Source organism: Stenotrophomonas maltophilia (assembly GCF_013464485.1).
Classification (GTDB): domain Bacteria; phylum Pseudomonadota; class Gammaproteobacteria; order Xanthomonadales; family Xanthomonadaceae; genus Stenotrophomonas; species Stenotrophomonas maltophilia_AW.
In genome coordinates this window covers 12441-29576 of sequence record NZ_RAUX01000021.1, presented here as the reverse complement: position 1 = coordinate 29576, position 17136 = coordinate 12441, and the positions used below count along the sequence as shown (strand labels likewise).

The window sequence follows — 17136 nt, the reverse complement described above, 5'->3', positions numbered from 1 at the left end:
GCAGGCCCCCCTCAGCTGCGCATGCCCACGCCACGGCGCAGCAACCACAGCGCCAGCGCCGTCAGCACCACCACGAATCCGATCATCAACCCGTAGGCCACCGGCAGCGGCACATCGCTGCTGCCCAGCAGGCCATAGCGGAATGCATTGACCATGTAGAAGATCGGATTCGCGTGCGTGGCGGCCTCGGCCCAGCCCGGCAGCAGCTTCACCGAATAGAACACGCCACCCAGGTAGGTCAGCGGGGTCAGGATGAAGGTCGGCACGATCGCCACGTCATCGAACTTCTTCGCATACACCGCGTTGATGAAACCGGCCAGCGAGAAGATCGTCGCACCCAGGATCACCGTGGTCAGCATCACCAGCGGGTGCGGGATGCGCACCGGGGTGAAGAACATCGCGATGATCAGCACGATCACGCCTACCATCAGGCCGCGCAGCACCGCACCGGCCACGTAGCCCCACAGGATCACCCAGTTCGGCATCGGGCTGACCAGCAGCTCTTCCACGTGGCGGCCGAACTTGGCGCCGAAGAACGAGGAGCTGATGTTGCCGTAACTGTTCTGGATCACGCTCATCATCACCAGGCCCGGCACGATGAACTGCATGTAGGTGTAGCCGCCCATGTCCCCCACGCGCGACCCGATCAGGTTGCCGAAGATCAGGAAGTACAGGGTCATGGTGATCGCCGGCGGCACCAGGGTCTGGCCCCAGATGCGCATGATGCGGGCGACTTCGCGGCGCACGATGGTCATCAGTGCGACGCGGTTGCGCTGGCCGTCGGTCAGCTCGGTGGTGCTCATGCAGGCTTCTCCAGGTTGCCGGTGAGGCGCACGAACAGCTCCTCCAGGCGGTTGCTCTTGGTACGCATCGAACGCACGCGGATACCGGACTCGTTGAGCGTGGCAAACACGCGGTTGAGGTCCATTGCGCGCGGCATGTCGATGTCCAGCGTGTGCGGGTCCGGCGCGGTCAGCGTCGCGCCCTCGATCACCGGCAGCTGCGCCGGCAGGTCACCGTCGATGTCCAGCAGGAAGCCTTCCACGTCCAGCTTGGCCAGCAGGGTGCGCATCGGCCCCTGCTCGACGATCTGGCCATGGTTGATGATCGCCAGGTGGCGGCACAGGTACTCGGCTTCTTCCAGGTAGTGCGTGGTGAGGATGATCGTGGTGCCGGCGGCGTTGATCTCCTTCAGCACGCGCCACATGTCGCGGCGGATCTCGATGTCCACCCCGGCGGTCGGCTCGTCCAGGATCAGCAGGCGCGGGCGGGTCATCATCGCGCGGGCGATCATCAGCCGGCGCTTCATGCCACCGGACAGCGTACGGCTCATCACCTGTGCCTTTTCCCACAGGTGCGCCCGCTTCAGTTCCTCTTCGGCACGCTGCTCGGCTTCCTCGCGCGGCACGCCATAGAAACCGGCGTAGTTCACCAGGATGTCGAAGGGCTTTTCGAACAGGTTGAAGTTGATTTCCTGCGGCACCAGCCCGATCAGGCGCATGGTGGCGCTGCGGTTGCGCACCAGGTCGCTGCCGAACACTTCCACCTGGCCCTGGCTGAGGTTGACCAGGGAGCTGATGATGCCGATCAGGGTCGACTTGCCGGCCCCGTTGGGGCCGAGCAGGGCGAAGAAGTCGCCCGGGGCCACTTCCAGGGAAACTCCCTTCAGGGCCTGGGTGCCGTTGTCATAGGTCTTGCGCAGGTCGCGCACGCGCAGGGCGGGCGCCGTATCGTTCTGGGATGCCAAGCTCGAAGCCTTCGCGCCCATGGGCTGGCGCTGGAGAGGGGCGGGGAGGGGCTATTATAGAAGACCCCGAGGGCTTGCCCCGGCTACACACTGTCCCGAAAAGTCGTGCCTGTTCAATTCCCCCTCAAGCTGGTCGGCTGCCGCATGCTGGCCCCGACCGTCGGCCACTACCAGTTCGTGCGTGACGATGGACAGCCGCTGGATTTCCAGCCCGGCCAGTTCATCCAGGTCCATTTCAGCTACGCCGACGGCACCGAAACCAAGCGCAGCTACTCGCTGGCGACCATCCACGACCACGCGCTGGGCCCGGGCGAGGCGGTGGATATCGCGGTCAGTTTCGTCCCCGGTGGCGCCGCCACGGCCCTGTTCGAGGCGCTGGAGCAGGGCGGCCAGATCAGTGCGTCCGGCCCCTATGGCCGGTTCTGCCTGAACCCGGGCGACCACAACGCCCGTTACCTGCTGATCGCCACCGGCACCGGCGTCACCCCGTACCGCTCGATGCTGCCGCTGCTGGAAACGGCCATGGCCGAGCGCGGCGTGCAGATCGTGCTGCTGCAGGGCGCGCGCAGCCCGGGCGAGCTGCTGTACAGCGAAGATTTCTATAGCTTCGCCGAAAAGCATCCCAACTTCCGCTATGTGCCGTGCCTGTCGCGCGAACTGCCGACCGATCCGCATCCCGACGTGCAGCATGGCTACGTGCAGCAGGCGTTGGCTGGTTTCTCGCCGGACCCGGCCACCGACATCGCCTACCTGTGCGGCAACCCGGACATGGTCGACGCCTGCGCCGAACTCCTCAAGGCCGCCGGCATGGGCAATCCGCAGATCCGCCGCGAGAAGTACGTCAGCAGCAAATAGGCCGGGGCGGTGCCGGCCGCTGGCCAACAATCCCACGAACCGGAGGCGGCAGCACGCCGCCTCCGGAACCTGCCTCAGTACGCGATCCAGGCATCGCGCCAGGCGTAGCCGGTGCCCGGACGATAGGCATCGGCATTGATGTTGCACCACGCACCTTCCGGGAACGGCCGGCAGGCATACAGCTTGCCGTCGGTGCCCTTCACCACGGTTTCGCCGGGTTTGTAACTGCCGATTCCGGCCGGGTAGATGAAATCGTAGTCACCTGGAGGCGGGTCTATCGGGCCCGGCCCCGGAACCAGTGTTTCGAGCTGGAAGCGGTTGCCGGGCTTGAGATAGACACGATTATCCGTGGCCGAAGCAACCGGCGTGATAACGCCATCCCTCATTACACCTACACGCGCGTGCTGCGCGATGGCATTGACCTGCCGCGCCAGCGCCAAGGGCCATTGATCCGCCGCGGTCTGGCCGGCGTTCAGTGTCAGCGCCGGGCGCTCCAGATCGTTGCCGTTGGCACTGAACACCCGCAGGGTCAGGGTGGTCCCGGTGTCCAGCGCGCCACGCGCGATGATCGGACCTGCGTCCTCCCATTGCGGCGGTGGGGTAACGCCACCACCACCCTCGAAGCGCACGTCCATGCAGGTATAGAAGGCCTCCTGCGAATCCGAGCGCTGCCAGGTGTTGTAGATGATGTGCTGGCCCTCGCGCTTTGGCAGCGGGCAGTCCAGCTTGTATACGCCACCGGCGGACAACGGTACGTTGCCCAGCGTGCAGAAGGGCTCCAGATCACCCCAGCGCAGGGGGGAGCCAGGTTGCCAGCCGTCGCGGGTGACGTAGAACTTCCACTCACGGGTTTCGTGTGGGGCGGAACCCAGGAATTCAAAGGTGTAGCGACCGCGTGCGTCGGCCCGTATCGGCGAGGTGGCCCAGTCGCTGCGGTTCAGGTCCAGGCCGCGATAGGTGGAGTTCCCGCCGCTGCACAGTTGCCCGTCCGGAACCACCGCCTGGTGGTTGCCATTGGCATGGGCCTGGTTGACACCCGCCCAGTCGTAGAACGGCTGGGCGCCGCCCAACTGCTTGGCGGCGGCGCAGGCCGGATTGGTCGGGTTTTCCGGGTTGCCCAGATAGCACGCGTAGACGCGACTGGTGGGCTTGGACATGGTGCCATGGGCGAAGGCGCTGCCAGGCAGCGCCAGGCCCGCGATGAAGGACAGTGCGAGAACGGACCGATGGGACAGGTGCATCATGAATCTCCTGTGGGTGGTGGAACCCTGCGGAGTTTCGACATGCGTCCCTACACGTTCCATAGGAATAGTTTGAAAGGTGAAGGTGCGTTTTCTGCGCTGCGATGAACTTCGCATTCCTTGGGGAACGACGAAAAAGCGCCGTTCCCCGCAGGGCATCTCAATATGCGATCCAAGCATCCTGCCAGGCGGCACCCACGCCCGGCCGGTACGCCTCGGCATTGACGTTGCACCAGGCACCTTCAGGGAACGGGCGGCAGGCGTACAGTTTGCCGTCGGTGCCCTTCACTACGGTTTCGCCGGGTTTGTAACTGCCGATACCGGCCGGATAAACGTGGTCGAAATCACCGCCCGGTGACGGTGTACCCGGGTCCGGTACCTTCGTGTCGAGCTGGAAGCGGTTGCCATCCTTCAGGTATACGCGGTTGTCGGTGGCCGACGCCGAAGGCGTGATCACACCATTGGAAAGCACGCCCATGCGTGCATGTTGAGCGCTGGCATTGACCTTGCGGGCCAGCGCCAACGGCCACTGCGCGGCCCCGGTCTGGCCAGTGGCCAGCGCGGCTTCCACGCGTTCGACATCGTTGCCGTTGGCATTGAACACGCGCAGCGCCAAGGTGGTACCGACAGGCAGATCGCCGCGTGCGGTCACCGGGCCGGCATCCTGCCACTGCGGTGCCGGCGTGGTGCCGCCGCCCTGGAAGCGCACGTCCATGCAGGTGTAGAACGCCTCGGTCGAATCCGAACGTTGCCAGGTGTTGTAGATCACGTGCTGGCCGGTGCGCTGCGGCAACGTGCACTGCAGCTTGTAGGTGCCATCAGCCGACAGCGGCGTATTGCCCAGCGTGCAGAATTCCTGCAGGTCGGCCCAGCGCAGCGGACTGCCCGGCTGCCAGCCTTCGCGGGTGACGAAGAAGCGCCAGTCGCGCGTGGCGTGCGGCGCAGTGGCCTTGAACACGAAGGTGAACCTGCCATTCGCATCCGGCTGGATCGGCGTGGTCTGCCAGTCGCTGCGATTGACGTCCAGGCCGCGGAAGGTCGGGTTGTTGCCGCTGCACAGCTTGCCGTCCGGCACCACCGCCTGGTGGTTGCCATTGGCGTTGGCCTGGTTGATGCCGTTCCAGTCGTAGAAGGCCTGTGAGCCACCGATGGCCTTGGCCGCGGCGCAGGCCGGGTTGGTCGGGTTCTCCGGATTGCCCTGGAAGCAGGCATAGACGCGGCTGACCGGCGTGGTCATGGTGCCGTGGGCGGTCGCGCTGCCGGCCAGGCACAGGCCCGCAGCAGCGAATCCGGTGGCCAGCAGCAACGGTGTGGATCGGAATGACATGGCGCATCCTTGTGGTCGTCGAAAGGGAACGGTGACCGCAGGAGCTGCATTACGCGGGGGGCTTCCGAAGGCACCGCAGCGAGTATCGAGTTGCGATGCTGGCGGCGGAACCTTGGGAGTGCCGATTCGTGACTGTGCATGTGAAGCCCTTCCCGCAGGCTTCACGCCGGACTGAATGGATGCGCTGGTCATCACGTACCCGCCGTGGCATGGATCACGACATGGAGGTGGCGCTACGTGGGGGGATGCCAGCCCGATCTGCCTGGCATGAGAAGCAGCCATGTGCGGCATTGTGCAGCTGCACGAAGGCCACCGCTGGATCGGCGAAGATCGCGTCCAACCGCGTGGCCACCTCGGTACCGGCGCAGACCTGCGCACTCCGCATCAGCGCAGCCGCATCGTAGGCACGCAGCGAGATCATGCGGCGTTGGACGTAGGGCGGTACCTCGCCCGGGGGAAGCACGCAGCGGGTTGCTCCACGCTGCACGAAGATCGGGCCGGAGGCGTGATACGGCGAGTGCAGGGGTAGATGGACGTGGGACAGCAGGAGCAGCTCGGTGCCACTGGGCGGATCACTCAGGCCGATCCGGCAGGGCTGCCCTCCCGCGTCGCTCGCCCAGCGGCGCTGGATGCCCCGTGCGGCGAGCACGCTGTCGTTCTTCTCGAACAGGGGAAGGAAAGGGCGGTGGTCGAGGCCACTGAGGTAACACGCGTGCATGGGTGTCTCCCGGGGTGTACGTGGAGTGTGCGCATGCAGGGGCGGTCATGCTCGCCGTTTTCCGACCCGGCATGTCCTCGGCGGGTGGAACATCGCGGGGATCGTGCGGCAAGGCGCGAGGATGCGCGCGCCGATCCGCACTGACCCATCGGTGGCCGCGGCGCTGCACCGGGCCAGGGCCAAGGGCCGTGATCCCCTGGCCTGAGCCGTTCCGGTGCAGATTTCGCCCCTGCCCATCGCCGCCAGCGCCGTGCCCGTGTAAGTTGGGTCACATCTTCCACGGCAGCCCGTCGTGGTCGGCAGGAACGTCCTCCAGGGGAATTGAGCACGATGCAAAGACACCACCTCGCGTTGGCCGCTACGTTGGCCAGCCTGATGCTTGCCGGTTGCAACCCGCTATCGTCACCAGGCGCGGAAGGCGCCAGTGATTCACCCAACCGCCGATTCGGCACGATCGACTTCCAGCCCTGCACGCTGTCCACCGAGGGCGCCAGCGCCAACGTGGAAGCGCGGTGCGCCACGCTGCAGGTGCCGGAGGACCGGGCCCAGCCTGAAGGCCGCCGGATCGACCTGCGCATCGCCTGGCTGGAGTCGGGCAACAGCGGTTCCAGCCAGCCCGATCCGGTGTTCTTCCTGGCCGGTGGCCCGGGCCAGGCAGCCAGCGAGGTGGCGGTCGTGGTCGACACCGCACTGCGCCAGGTGCGCAAGCAGCGCGACATCTTCCTCGTCGACCAGCGGGGTACCGGCGGCTCCAATCCGCTCAGCTGCCTCGGTGCGGACGGCAAGGAACTGCAGATGGATGAGGACGCTGCACCTACCGAGGCCTCGCTGCGCGACTATGCCCAGCGCTGTGCCGCCTCGCTGCGGGGGCGCGCCGATGCCCGCTTCTACACGACCACCGAAGCGATCGCCGATCTGGATGCGGTGCGCCAGGCACTGGGAGTGGACCGTATCAATCTGGTCGGCGGCTCCTACGGCACCCGCGTGGCCCAGCGCTATGCCGGGGCCTATCCACAGCACACGCGCAGCATCGTCATCGATGGCGTGGTGCCAAATGAACTGGTGGTGGGCGGGGACTTCGCAAGCACCTTCGAGGATGCGATCGCCCTGCAGTCCGCGCAGTGCAGCAAGGACGCCACCTGCAGCAAGCGCTTTCCCGTGGATACCCGCGCGCAGCTGCGCAGCGTGGTCGAGACACTGCGTCGCGCACCGGTCTCGGTCGAGTATCGCGACCCGGGTACCAACCAGATCCGGCAGGACGTATTGAGTCCTGACAGCGTGATCGGCCTGGCGTTCGCCTTCTCCTACGTGCCGCAGTATTCCTCGTTGCTGCCATTGGTCCTCGATGAGGCCGCGCAGGGTCGCTATGCGCCACTGGCATCGTTGGCGCGCGGCGCGAACCGCAGCATGGACTTCCAGATCAACCGTGGCATGCAGTGGTCGGTCATCTGCAGCGAGGATGCACCGCGCTATCACGCACCTGCCGAGGATCCCGAGCGCCTGTTCGGCAACGACGTGGCCAGCGCATTCTTCGCTGCCTGTCCGGTATGGCCGCACCAGGCTGCGCCGACTGCCAATGCGGCACCGCTGCGCAGTGACGTGCCGGCCCTGCTGCTGTCCGGTGAGCTTGATCCAGTAACACCGCCGCGCTACGCCGCGCAGGTGCTCAAGGGCCTGCCCAACGGCCGCGCGCTGGTCGCTCGCGGCCAGGGTCACGGCACCCTGGCTGCTGGCTGCATGCCGCGGTTGCTTGGTCAGTTCATCGACACGACCGATGCCAAGGCGCTGGATGCCAGCTGCCTGGACACGCTGAGCTACGTGCCGGCGTTCACTTCGTTCAACGGATGGGAACCATGATCGTCGCCGACAACCTGCATAAGGCTTTCGACACCCGCACCGGCCGCATCCAGGCGGTGTCAAACGTCGGCTTCCGCGCGGAAGATGGCCGCATCACCGGCCTGCTTGGTCCCAACGGCGCCGGCAAGACCACCACCATGCGCATGCTGTACACGCTGATGACGCCCGACCAGGGCAGCATCAGCGTCGATGGCATCGATGCGGCGCGCAACCCGGTGGAGGTTCGCCGCCACCTGGGGGTGCTGCCCGACGCGCGCGGTGTCTACAAGCGCCTGACCGCACGCGAGAACATCGCCTACTTCGGCGAACTGCATGGCCTGTCGGCCGAGCGCATCCGCGAACGCATCGAGATGCTGTCGCATGCACTGGACATGGGCGACATCCTCGACCGGCAGACCGACGGCTTCTCACAGGGCCAGCGTACCAAGACCGCGATTGCGCGCGCATTGGTGCACGATCCGCGCAACGTCATCCTCGACGAGCCGACCAACGGCCTGGACGTGATGACCACCCGAGCCCTGCGCCGCTTCCTGCTGGGCCTGCGCGAAGAAGGCCGCTGCGTGATCCTGTCCAGCCACATCATGCAAGAGGTCGCCGCGCTGTGCGATCACATCGTGATCATCGCCAAAGGCACGGTGATGGCCGCCGGCAGTGCCGATGAACTGCGTGCGCAGGCCGGCGAATCCAACCTGGAAGATGCGTTCGTGAAACTGATCGGCAGCGAAGAGGGCCTGCACGCATGAGCATGATGTCGACCCTGATGACGGTGATGCGCAAGGAACTGCGCGATCTCTCGCGTGACCGCCGTACGCTGTTGTTGACCCTGCTGTTCGGACCGCTGCTGTACCCGGTGCTGCTGCTGGGCATGGGCAAGCTGGCCGAGAGCCGGGTGCGCACGCAGATCGAACAACCGCTGCAGATCCCGACCATCGGCGCGGAGAACGCCCCCAACCTGGTGCGCTTCCTCGCCGCACAGGGGCTGAACGCCTCGTCCGCGCCAAAGGATCTGGCCGGCGCGATCCGCAGCCAGGAGATCGACGTGGCGCTGCGCATCAGCGATGAATTCGGCAAGGACTGGGCCGACGGAAAGCCGGCGCTGGTGGAAGTGATCAAGGACAGCACCCGCCGGGCGGCCGAAGTACCCAGCGCGCGCCTGGAAGCCGCCCTGGCCACCTACAACGGGCAGGTGGGGGCCTTGCGCCTGATGGCGCGTGGCGTTGACGCACAGGTGGCACGCCCGCTGGACGTCGCCCGCCAGGACCTGGCCAGTGCCGAGGCGAAACGCGGCATGATCCTGTCGATGCTGTTGCCTGTACTGCTGACCCTGACCTCGTTCATCGGTGGCGCCTACCTGGTGATGGACGCCACCGCCGGCGAGCGTGAGCGGCAGTCACTTGAAGCCTTGCTTGCCACGCCCGGTTCACGCAGCGCCATCGTCAGTGGCAAGATCGCCGCCGCCTGCGTGGTCGGCTTCGTGTCGCTGCTGCTGACCCTGGTGGCGTTCAAGGTGAGTGCGCAGATCGCACCCGGCAACATCGGCCGCCAGTTCAACATGAACGTGGCATCGATGCTGCAGATGCTGCTGGTGATGTTGCCGATGCTGATGATCGGCACCTCGCTGCTGACCTTCCTGTCGGCCGCGGCCAAGAGCATGAAGGAAGCGCAGAGCCACATGACCTGGCTGATGCTGTTGCCGATGATGCCTGGCTACGCGCTGGTGGCCTATCCGCTGAAGAGTGAGCTGTGGCAGTACGCCGTGCCGTTCCTGTCGCAGAACCAGATGCTGCTGAAGGTGATCCGCCACGAGGCCATCACGCCGGCGGTCTGGGCCATCTATCTCGGCGCCAGCCTCGGCCTGGCCGCCGTGCTGTGGTTCGCCGCCGTGCGCCGCTACCACAACGAGCGCCTGGCCATCTCTGGCTGACCTCCACGGGTAGCGCCGGGCCATGCCCGGCGGATATGAAACGAGGCCCGGTCAGTCCGGGCCTCGTTGCTTTCAGGATTGCGTTGCCTGCCAAGTGGTGAAGCGCTGGGTGATCGCCGGTGCCAGCCGGTCGAAGTTCTCCCAGGTATCGGCGACGTGGTACAGCGAAGGGACCTCGGCCCCCAGCCGTTCCTCATAGTCTTCGAGATACTGGCCATTCTCGAGGTCGTAGTACACAGCAGTGAACGTGTTGGCTTCATCACTGATCAGGTCATCGACGAATTTTCCGTCGCTGCATTGAAGCAGGAACAGGCCCGGCGTCGTACTACGTTCCCGCAGCGCCTGCAGGTCTTCTTCTGCGTCCTCGGCGAGCTCTTCGCTTGCCATGCCCTGTAACAGCAGCCATGCGAGGTACATGCCGATGTGAGTGGCACCGGCCTCAGCCGGAAGATCCGAAGGGAAGTCACCCCCGGAATGCCAGCTGGCGTCGTCGTACTTCATCTGTTCTCCTCCTGATTCTAGAAAATAGCTTAGGTCGTGAGGTTAGACAGCGGGAGCGTCGAATGCGTCAGCCGCTGGAATACCGCGCAGGCGTCACTCCCATCTCACGCTTGAACACGTTGATGAAGGAACTGGGCGTCTCGTAGCCCATCGACAGGGCGACGCTGATCACCGGCTCGCCCGCCAGCAGGCGTGGCAGCGCCAGCAGCACGCGCAGGCGTTGCCGCCACTGGCTCAAGGTCATGCCTGTTTCGGCCTGCCAACGGCGGGCGAGACTGCGGCTGGACAGCCCGCTGGTGGCCGCCCACGCCTCAACACTGCGCAGGTCGTCCGGCCAACGCGCCAGCACCGAAGCGATCTTCTGCAGTCGCCGGTCACGCGGTTGTGGCAGGGCAAGCGGCAGGGGCGTGCTGGCGGCAATTTCATCGGCGATCACACCGGCCAGTCGTACCTGCGCAGCATCCAGTGGTTGATGGGGCCATTGCAGCGCACGTGTTGTCGCCGCTTGCAGCAGTGCATTGGGCTGGAAAATGCGCGGTGTGGTAGGCAGACCCACGCAGGCCTCGGCATTGAAGTACAGGCTCCAGCCATCGAACCCGTCTGCGCTCAGCAGCGCGTGGGGTAGCAAGGGCGGTATCCAGGCGACGTGACCTGCGGGCAGCAGCCAGTGCAGGTCGTCGGCGGCGATCCGCAGCAGCCCCTGATGCGCACCCAGCAGCTGCCCACGGGCATGCCGGTGGCGCGCTGTGCGGCGAATACCACGCTGGTGCAGCCGGGCGGCCAGCACCACCGGTCCGTCGGCGGTATCGGCCAACGCGGGGTCGAGAAAGGTGGTGGTTGTCTGACCTGCCATATTGATTGGCAGTTATACGGCAGAAACGTCGGGTCCGCGCCCCGACACTGGAGCCCACTTCAACGGAGCGCTTCCCCATGCAGCCACAGGACATTCTTCCCGACCATCAGAACGACGTGCAGGTGAACGGCCTCACCGTGCGCAAGGGCAGCGTGGGTGCTTTCCTCGCCAGCGTTCGTGACTGGCAGGATCCGTCCAGCGATCCCGCCACGCGCGCCACTGCCGAAGCCGACCTGCGTGCGTTGCTGCCCGGCCTGCATGCGCTGGGCCTGTTCCAGGTGCTGGCGGCGTGCGATCCGAAGCTGCAGCGACTGATTGATGGCGCGGCCTGAAACGGACAAGGCCCGGACAAACCGGGCCTTGGCGTCATGCTGGGGGCAGAAACGACTTAATCCCCTCCGTCCCCTTTTTGCGGTCAGCCGCCTGGTGCGAAGACCAGTGTGCGGCGGGTGGTAACCGGCGCGTTGACCGGCTCGAAGCGCCAGCGCTTGACCGCGTTCAGGGCTTCGCGGTCGAAAGTCCGTCCCGAGGTTGCGCGCAGTATGCGGGCATTGACCACGGAGCCGTCGGTACCGACGGTGATTTCCACCAGTACTTCGCCGGAGGTGCCTGAGCGCAGTGCCTCGGCCGGATAGCGCGGTGCGGGGGTACTGACCGGGCGCAGGGTGGGGGCAGCAGCTGCAGCCGCCTGGCGTGCCACGCTGGCCTGCTGGGCGGCGGCCTGCTGCTGCTTCTGCTCGGCTTCGCGGCGGGCGGCGGCCTGGCGCTCGGCCTCCTGGCGCTCGCTGTCGCGGCGGGCAGCATCCTGCTGTGCTGCAATCTGCTTGGCGGCGTCGGCTTCCTTGGCGCGTTGTTCGGCCTGGCGCTGCTGCTCGGTCTGTTGCCTGCTGCGGTCCTCGGCGTCCTTCTTCGCCTTCTCCGCTTCCGCCTCAGTGCGCTTTGCAGCGTTCTGCACGCCCTTGTCCAAGCCCTCTTTCAAGCGCGGCAGGGCCGGCGCGGACGCATCCACCTTCTCGATCAGCGCCACCAGGCGCTGCGCTTCGGTGTAGTCCTCGCGGCCCAGGTGCTGTTCGGCGGCGATCAGGGTGTAGGGCAGCAGGTCGGTCAGCGCACTCTTCACCGAAGCGTCGTCCGGCGTCTTGTCACGCAGGGCCAGGTAGTACTCGATGGCGTTGTCGCCCGCCGGGGCGTACATGCGGTTCTCGCGCAGCGCCTGGCTGGCCGACTCGCGCAGCTGCTCGGTGCCCATCGACTGCACCTTGGCAGCGACCACCGGTGCGGCGGGCGCAGTGGCGGCAGGCGCTGTGGCGGCAGCAGGTGCCGCGGGTTCTTCCTTGCCCGAGCAGGCGGCCAGCGCCAGTGCCAGGGCAACCGGCAGCCACCGGCGCGCGGCGGTAATCGTTGAGACGTGCGACATCCTGCTCCCCTCTAGAAGACGACGTGACGTAAATCATTGATACGCATGGCCGGGACCTGCGGTCCGGGCGCGGCAGGGTGACGTTTCCCGACGCCACCGCCGGCAACGGCGAGGGTGCAATCTAGCATCCCGGCCACCGCCGCGTACAAGGGGCGGTGGCCGGGATGAGGCAGCGGCGTCATGGCGCTGCTGGCAACGCCATCAGTGGCCGGCAGCCTTGTCGTGCGACTTGCTGTGGCTGTTGGACATCAGCTTGTCGGTCCAGGCGATACCGATCGCCGACAGGATGAACACGCAGTGGATGATGGTCTGCCACAGCACGCCATCCGGGGTGAAGGTCGAGCAGGTCTGCTCGCCGATGTTGGCTGCGGCCGACGCCATGCGCTCCGGCGGGCACAGCGGGATGCCGTTCAATGCACCACTGGCGATGAAGGTCTTCAGCAGGTGGATCGAGGAGATGCCGATGATCGCCATCGCCAGCTTCACCTTCAGCACGCTGGCGTTGACGTGGCTCAGCCATTCCGGCTGGTCCGGGTGGCCTTCCAGGCGCAGACGCGAGACGAAGGTCTCGTAGCCACCGACGATCACCATCACCAGCAGGTTGGAGATCATCACCACGTCGATCAGGCCCAGCACGATCAGCATGATCTGCTGTTCGCCCATCGAGGCGGAGTGTGAGATCAGGTGCCACAGTTCCTTGCCGAACAGGAACACGTAGACGCATTGCGCCACGATCAGGCCCAGGTACAGCGGCAGCTGCAGCCAGCGCGAGGCGAAGATCAGCGTGGAAAGCGGGGAGAGCGGTGGGCGTTTTGCACTCATGCGGGGGATGCTGCGTTGCGGGGGAGTGGCGAGGTTACCGGCCGGTCATGACGGTGCCAACCCAACTCTCGCACTAGACTTCAGGTTCCTTTCCGCACCCCGAGCCGCCGCCATGATCGACCTGTATTACTGGCCCACCCCGAACGGCCACAAAGTGACCCTGCTGCTGGAAGAAGCCGGCCTGGAGTACCGCATCCACCCGGTCAACATCGGCACGGGCGACCAGTTCAAGCCTGAATTCCTGGCCATCTCGCCGAACAACAAGATGCCGGCCATTGTCGACCTCGCGCCGGCCGATGGCGGCGTCCCGCAGAGCGTGTTCGAATCCGGTGCGATCCTGCTGTACCTGGCCGAGAAGACTGGCCGCTTCCTGCCCAGCGACCCCCGCGGCCGCGTCACCGCCCTGGAATGGCTGTTCTGGCAGATGGCCGGGCTGGGTCCGATGAGCGGCCAGATGGGTCACTTCAACGTGTACGCACCGGAAAAGATCCCCTATGCGATCGAGCGCTACGACAACGAAGTGCGCCGCCTGCACGGGGTGATGGACAAGCGCCTGGCCCAGCACGCGTTCCTGGCTGGCGACGAGTACACCATCGCCGACATGGCCAGCTACCCGTGGATCGGCGCTTACGACAAGCTCCCGGTCGATTTCGCTGCATTTCCGAACCTCAAGCGCTGGCACGAAACGATCGCCGCGCGCCCGGCCACCCAGCGCGCCTATGCCTTGCGCCAGCAGGTGAACCCCAACGCCGGCAAGCCGCTCAGCGACGAAGAGCGCAAGCACCTGTTCGGCCAGCGTTGACCCGGAACGGTGGGTGCCGACCGTTGGTCGGCACGCCTCATGGGCAGAAGGTCATGCTGCCTTCCCGCACCGGCTTGGTTAGGATGGGGGACGACCGCCCCGCGTCCAGCGTGGAGCGGACCTGCCGTTTGCCGGGATACTCCATGCGCCACCTGTTCGCTTCGCTCGCCCTCATGCTCGCCACCAGTACCGCCGCCCATGCTGAAAAGCTGACCCTGGAAGCCATCACCGGACCGCTGCCGCTGTCCGGCCCGACCCTGATGAAGCCCAAGGTGGCACCGGACGGTTCGCAGGTCAGCTTCCTGCGCGGCAAGGACAGCGACCGCAACCAGCTGGACCTGTGGACCTACGACATCGGCAGCGGCCAGACCCGCCTGCTGGTGGATTCGAAGGTGGTGCTGCCCGGCACCGAAACCCTGAGCGATGAAGAAAAGGCCCGCCGCGAGCGCCAGCGCATCGCCGCCATGACCGGCATCGTCGATTACCAGTGGGCACCGGACGCGCAGCGCCTGCTGTTCCCGCTGGGCGGCGAATTGTATCTGTACGACCTGAAGCAGCAGGGTGCCGCGGCCGTGCGCCAGCTGACCCACGGTGAAGGCTTCGCCACTGATGCCAAGCTGTCGCCCAAGGGCGGTTTCGTCAGCTTCATCCGTGGCCGCAACCTGTGGGTGATCGACCTGGCCAGTGGCAAGCAGCTGCAGCTGACCCGCGACGGCAGCACCACCATCGGCAACGGCGTGGCGGAGTTCGTCGCCGACGAGGAAATGGACCGCCACACCGGTTACTGGTGGGCGCCGGATGATTCGGCGATTGCCTTTGCCCGCATCGACGAATCCCCGGTGCCGGTGCAGAAGCGCTACGAGGTCTATGCCGACCGCACCGATGTGATCGAGCAGCGTTACCCGGCCGCAGGCGATGCCAACGTGCGCGTTCAGCTGGGCGTGATCGCGCCGGCCGCCGACGCACAGCCACGCTGGGTCGACCTCGGCAGGGAACAGGACATCTACCTGGCCCGCGTCGATTGGCGCGATGCCCGGCACCTCAGTTTCCAGCGCCAGTCGCGTGACCAGAAGCAGCTGGACCTGGTGGAAGTGGCGCTCGATTCCAACCGCCAGCGTGTGCTAGCCCACGAGACCAGCCCGACCTGGGTGCCGCTGCACAACAGCCTGCGCTTCCTGGACGACGGCAGCGTGCTGTGGTCGTCCGAGCGCACCGGCTTCCAGCATCTGTACCGCATCGACAGCAAGGGCAAGGCCACCGCGCTGACCCACGGCAACTGGCCGGTGGACGAACTGCTGGCGGTCGATGAGAAGGCCGGCAAGGCCTACTTCCGCGCTGGCATCGATACCTCGCGCGAAAGCCAGATCTACGCGGTGTCGCTGCAGGGCGGCGAGCCGCAGCGCCTGTCCAAGGCACCGGGCATGCACAGCGCCAGCTTTGCCCGCAACGCCAGCGTCTACGTCGACAGCTGGTCCAACAGCACCACGGCGCCGCAGATCGAACTGTTCCGCGCCAACGGCGAGAAGATCGCCACCCTGCTCGAGAACGACCTGACCGATCCCAAGCACCCGTATGCGCGCTACCGCGATGCGCAGCGCCCGGTCGAGTTCGGTACGCTGACTGCTGCAGACGGCAAGACCCCGCTGAACTACAGCCTGATAAAGCCGGCCGGCTTCGATCCGTCCAAGCGTTACCCGGTGGCGGTGTATGTCTACGGCGGTCCGGCCAGCCAGACCGTGACCGACAGCTGGCCCGGCCGTGGCGACCACCTGTTCAACCAGTACCTGGCCCAGCAGGGCTACGTGGTGTTCTCGCTGGATAACCGCGGTACCCCGCGCCGTGGCCGTGACTTCGGCGGTGCGCTGTACGGCAGGCAGGGCACGGTGGAAGTGGCCGACCAGCTGCGCGGCGTGGCCTGGTTGAAGCAGCAACCGTGGGTGGACCCGGCGCGCATCGGCGTGCAGGGCTGGTCCAACGGCGGCTACATGACCCTGATGCTGCTGGCCAAGGCATCGGACAGTTACGCCTGCGGCGTTGCCGGCGCACCGGTCACCGACTGGGGCCTGTACGACAGCCACTACACCGAGCGCTACATGGACCTGCCCAAGCGCAACGACGCCGGCTATCGCGAAGCGCGTGTGCTGACTCACATCGATGGCCTGCGTTCGCCGCTGCTGCTGATCCACGGCATGGCTGACGACAACGTGCTGTTCACCAACTCGACCAGCCTGATGAGCGCGCTGCAGAAACGCAGCCAGCCGTTCGAGCTGATGACCTACCCGGGTGCCAAGCATGGTCTGTCCGGTGCCGATGCCCTGCATCGTTACCGTGTGGCCGAAGCCTTCCTGGGACGCTGTCTGAAACCCTGATCCACATCCGGGAAGGAGCCCGCCGATGACCCTGCCACCGCCAATTCCCGCTCATCGCCAGACGTCTGCCGGCTGGTGGTGCCGCCACTGGCGCTGGGCGATGCCGCTGACGGTGGTGCTGGTGCTGGGCGGAGCCGGCGGCGTAGTGGCGTGGAGCGTGCTGCGCTGGAGTGAGGCGGCACGCGAGAGCCCGCCGATGCGCGAAGCACTGCGCCGTGCCGGCTGCAGCATCGAACTGGTGGAAGCATTCGGCGAGCCGCTGCATATCGAGTCGATGCCGCTGGGCAGCATGCAGACGGCGATCAACGGCCAGCGTGACGTTGGCCTGACCGTGGCTCTGGAAGGGCCGCATGCCCACGGCCGGTTGTTCGTGCAGGGCAGCCGTCGCGACGAAGTCTGGGACTACCCGGTGATGTACGTGCTGGCTGAGGACAAGAAGACCTTCGACCTGACCGCACTGGATGACGACGAGGCTGCGGGGGAGTGCGAGCTGCAGGCCTGCCGTGAGCGTGGCGAATGCCCGCTGACCGCCGCGCTGTGACCGCAGGTCGCGCGGCCGGGTAAGGGCGGCCATGTAGAGTCGACTGTTAGTCGACTGCTCTCCACAAGACGCCTGAAAACCCCGCGCTGCGCGCGATAGTCGACTGACAGTCGACTCTACACCCGGCAGGTTCACGCAGAGCCGGGCTGCACAACCCGGTCG

General features: G+C 66.2%; 17 protein-coding genes. 8 read left to right on the top strand and 9 right to left on the bottom strand.

Annotation, left to right across the window (positions count from 1 at the left end; translation table 11 throughout):
- Positions 1–11: 11 nt before the first annotated feature.
- A complete protein-coding gene (locus D7Y61_RS10095) occupies positions 12–803 on the bottom strand; it encodes an ABC transporter permease (RefSeq protein ID WP_010482250.1) in 792 nt (263 codons plus the stop codon).
- The gene (locus D7Y61_RS10090; protein ID WP_180866127.1) at positions 800–1768 is read right to left on the bottom strand and encodes an ABC transporter ATP-binding protein; all 969 of its coding nucleotides are present in this window, start codon (positions 1766–1768) and stop codon (positions 800–802) included. The genes D7Y61_RS10095 and D7Y61_RS10090 overlap by 4 nt, the downstream gene beginning before the upstream one ends.
- An 84-nt stretch (positions 1769–1852) precedes the next feature.
- Here D7Y61_RS10090 and D7Y61_RS10085 point away from each other — a divergent pair, with 84 nt between their 5' ends.
- Positions 1853–2602, top strand: coding sequence for an FAD-binding oxidoreductase (locus tag D7Y61_RS10085; protein WP_180866126.1), 750 nt, complete (start codon positions 1853–1855; stop codon positions 2600–2602).
- Between the two features lie 74 nt (positions 2603–2676).
- Here D7Y61_RS10085 and D7Y61_RS10080 read toward each other — a convergent pair whose 3' ends face one another.
- From D7Y61_RS10080 to D7Y61_RS10070, 3 genes are all read right to left on the bottom strand, one after another.
- Positions 2677–3843: a lytic polysaccharide monooxygenase auxiliary activity family 9 protein gene (locus tag D7Y61_RS10080; RefSeq protein WP_180866125.1), complete on the bottom strand. Its 1167-nt coding sequence runs from the start codon at positions 3841–3843 to the stop codon at positions 2677–2679.
- Positions 3844–4003: 160 nt separating this feature from the next.
- Positions 4004–5170, bottom strand: coding sequence for a lytic polysaccharide monooxygenase auxiliary activity family 9 protein (locus tag D7Y61_RS10075; RefSeq protein ID WP_180866124.1), 1167 nt, complete (start codon positions 5168–5170; stop codon positions 4004–4006).
- Between the two features lie 214 nt (positions 5171–5384).
- Positions 5385–5888, bottom strand: coding sequence for a DUF1203 domain-containing protein (locus D7Y61_RS10070; protein WP_180866123.1), 504 nt, complete (start codon positions 5886–5888; stop codon positions 5385–5387).
- A 330-nt stretch (positions 5889–6218) separates the two neighbouring features.
- Between D7Y61_RS10070 and D7Y61_RS10065 the strand changes: the two genes are divergently transcribed.
- The 3 genes from D7Y61_RS10065 to D7Y61_RS10055 are packed head-to-tail and all read left to right on the top strand — an operon-like array spanning position 6219 to position 9669.
- The gene (locus tag D7Y61_RS10065) at positions 6219–7745 is read left to right on the top strand and encodes an alpha/beta hydrolase (protein WP_180866122.1); all 1527 of its coding nucleotides are present in this window, start codon (positions 6219–6221) and stop codon (positions 7743–7745) included.
- Entirely contained in the window at positions 7742–8488 is a 747-nt protein-coding gene (locus D7Y61_RS10060; protein ID WP_180866121.1) for an ATP-binding cassette domain-containing protein, read from the top strand. Before D7Y61_RS10065 ends, D7Y61_RS10060 begins: the two co-directional genes overlap by 4 nt.
- Positions 8485–9669: an ABC transporter permease gene (locus D7Y61_RS10055; protein WP_180866120.1), complete on the top strand. Its 1185-nt coding sequence runs from the start codon at positions 8485–8487 to the stop codon at positions 9667–9669. The genes D7Y61_RS10060 and D7Y61_RS10055 overlap by 4 nt, the downstream gene beginning before the upstream one ends.
- Before the next feature lie 72 nt (positions 9670–9741).
- Here D7Y61_RS10055 and D7Y61_RS10050 read toward each other — a convergent pair whose 3' ends face one another.
- Together D7Y61_RS10050 and D7Y61_RS10045 are read right to left on the bottom strand one after the other, a co-directional pair.
- Positions 9742–10170 carry a hypothetical protein gene (locus tag D7Y61_RS10050; RefSeq protein ID WP_180866119.1) on the bottom strand — a complete coding sequence of 143 codons (429 nt, stop codon included), beginning with the start codon at positions 10168–10170 and terminating at the stop codon, positions 9742–9744.
- A 67-nt stretch (positions 10171–10237) separates the two neighbouring features.
- Positions 10238–11023: a helix-turn-helix domain-containing protein gene (locus D7Y61_RS10045; protein WP_180866118.1), complete on the bottom strand. Its 786-nt coding sequence runs from the start codon at positions 11021–11023 to the stop codon at positions 10238–10240.
- 77 nt (positions 11024–11100) lie between these two features.
- Between D7Y61_RS10045 and D7Y61_RS10040 the strand changes: the two genes are divergently transcribed.
- Positions 11101–11355, top strand: coding sequence for a hypothetical protein (locus D7Y61_RS10040; RefSeq protein ID WP_180866117.1), 255 nt, complete (start codon positions 11101–11103; stop codon positions 11353–11355).
- 83 nt (positions 11356–11438) lie between these two features.
- Here the strand turns inward: D7Y61_RS10040 and D7Y61_RS10035 are convergent, their stop codons facing one another.
- Complete coding sequence (locus tag D7Y61_RS10035; RefSeq protein ID WP_180866116.1) at positions 11439–12440, bottom strand: energy transducer TonB; 1002 nt, start codon at positions 12438–12440, stop codon at positions 11439–11441.
- A gap of 201 nt (positions 12441–12641) precedes the next feature.
- On the bottom strand, positions 12642–13262 hold the full coding sequence (locus D7Y61_RS10030; RefSeq protein ID WP_180866115.1) for a TIGR00645 family protein: 621 nt from the start codon (positions 13260–13262) through the stop codon (positions 12642–12644).
- Between the two features lie 112 nt (positions 13263–13374).
- Between D7Y61_RS10030 and D7Y61_RS10025 the strand changes: the two genes are divergently transcribed.
- From D7Y61_RS10025 to D7Y61_RS10015, 3 genes are all read left to right on the top strand, one after another.
- Complete coding sequence (locus D7Y61_RS10025; RefSeq protein WP_180866114.1) at positions 13375–14064, top strand: glutathione binding-like protein; 690 nt, start codon at positions 13375–13377, stop codon at positions 14062–14064.
- A gap of 143 nt (positions 14065–14207) precedes the next feature.
- Positions 14208–16433 carry a S9 family peptidase gene (locus tag D7Y61_RS10020; RefSeq protein WP_180866113.1) on the top strand — a complete coding sequence of 742 codons (2226 nt, stop codon included), beginning with the start codon at positions 14208–14210 and terminating at the stop codon, positions 16431–16433.
- A 25-nt stretch (positions 16434–16458) separates the two neighbouring features.
- Positions 16459–16974 (top strand): cytochrome c oxidase assembly factor Coa1 family protein, encoded by a 516-nt coding sequence (locus D7Y61_RS10015; RefSeq protein ID WP_180866112.1) that lies wholly within the window; start codon positions 16459–16461, stop codon positions 16972–16974.
- Positions 16975–17136 lie beyond the last annotated feature (162 nt).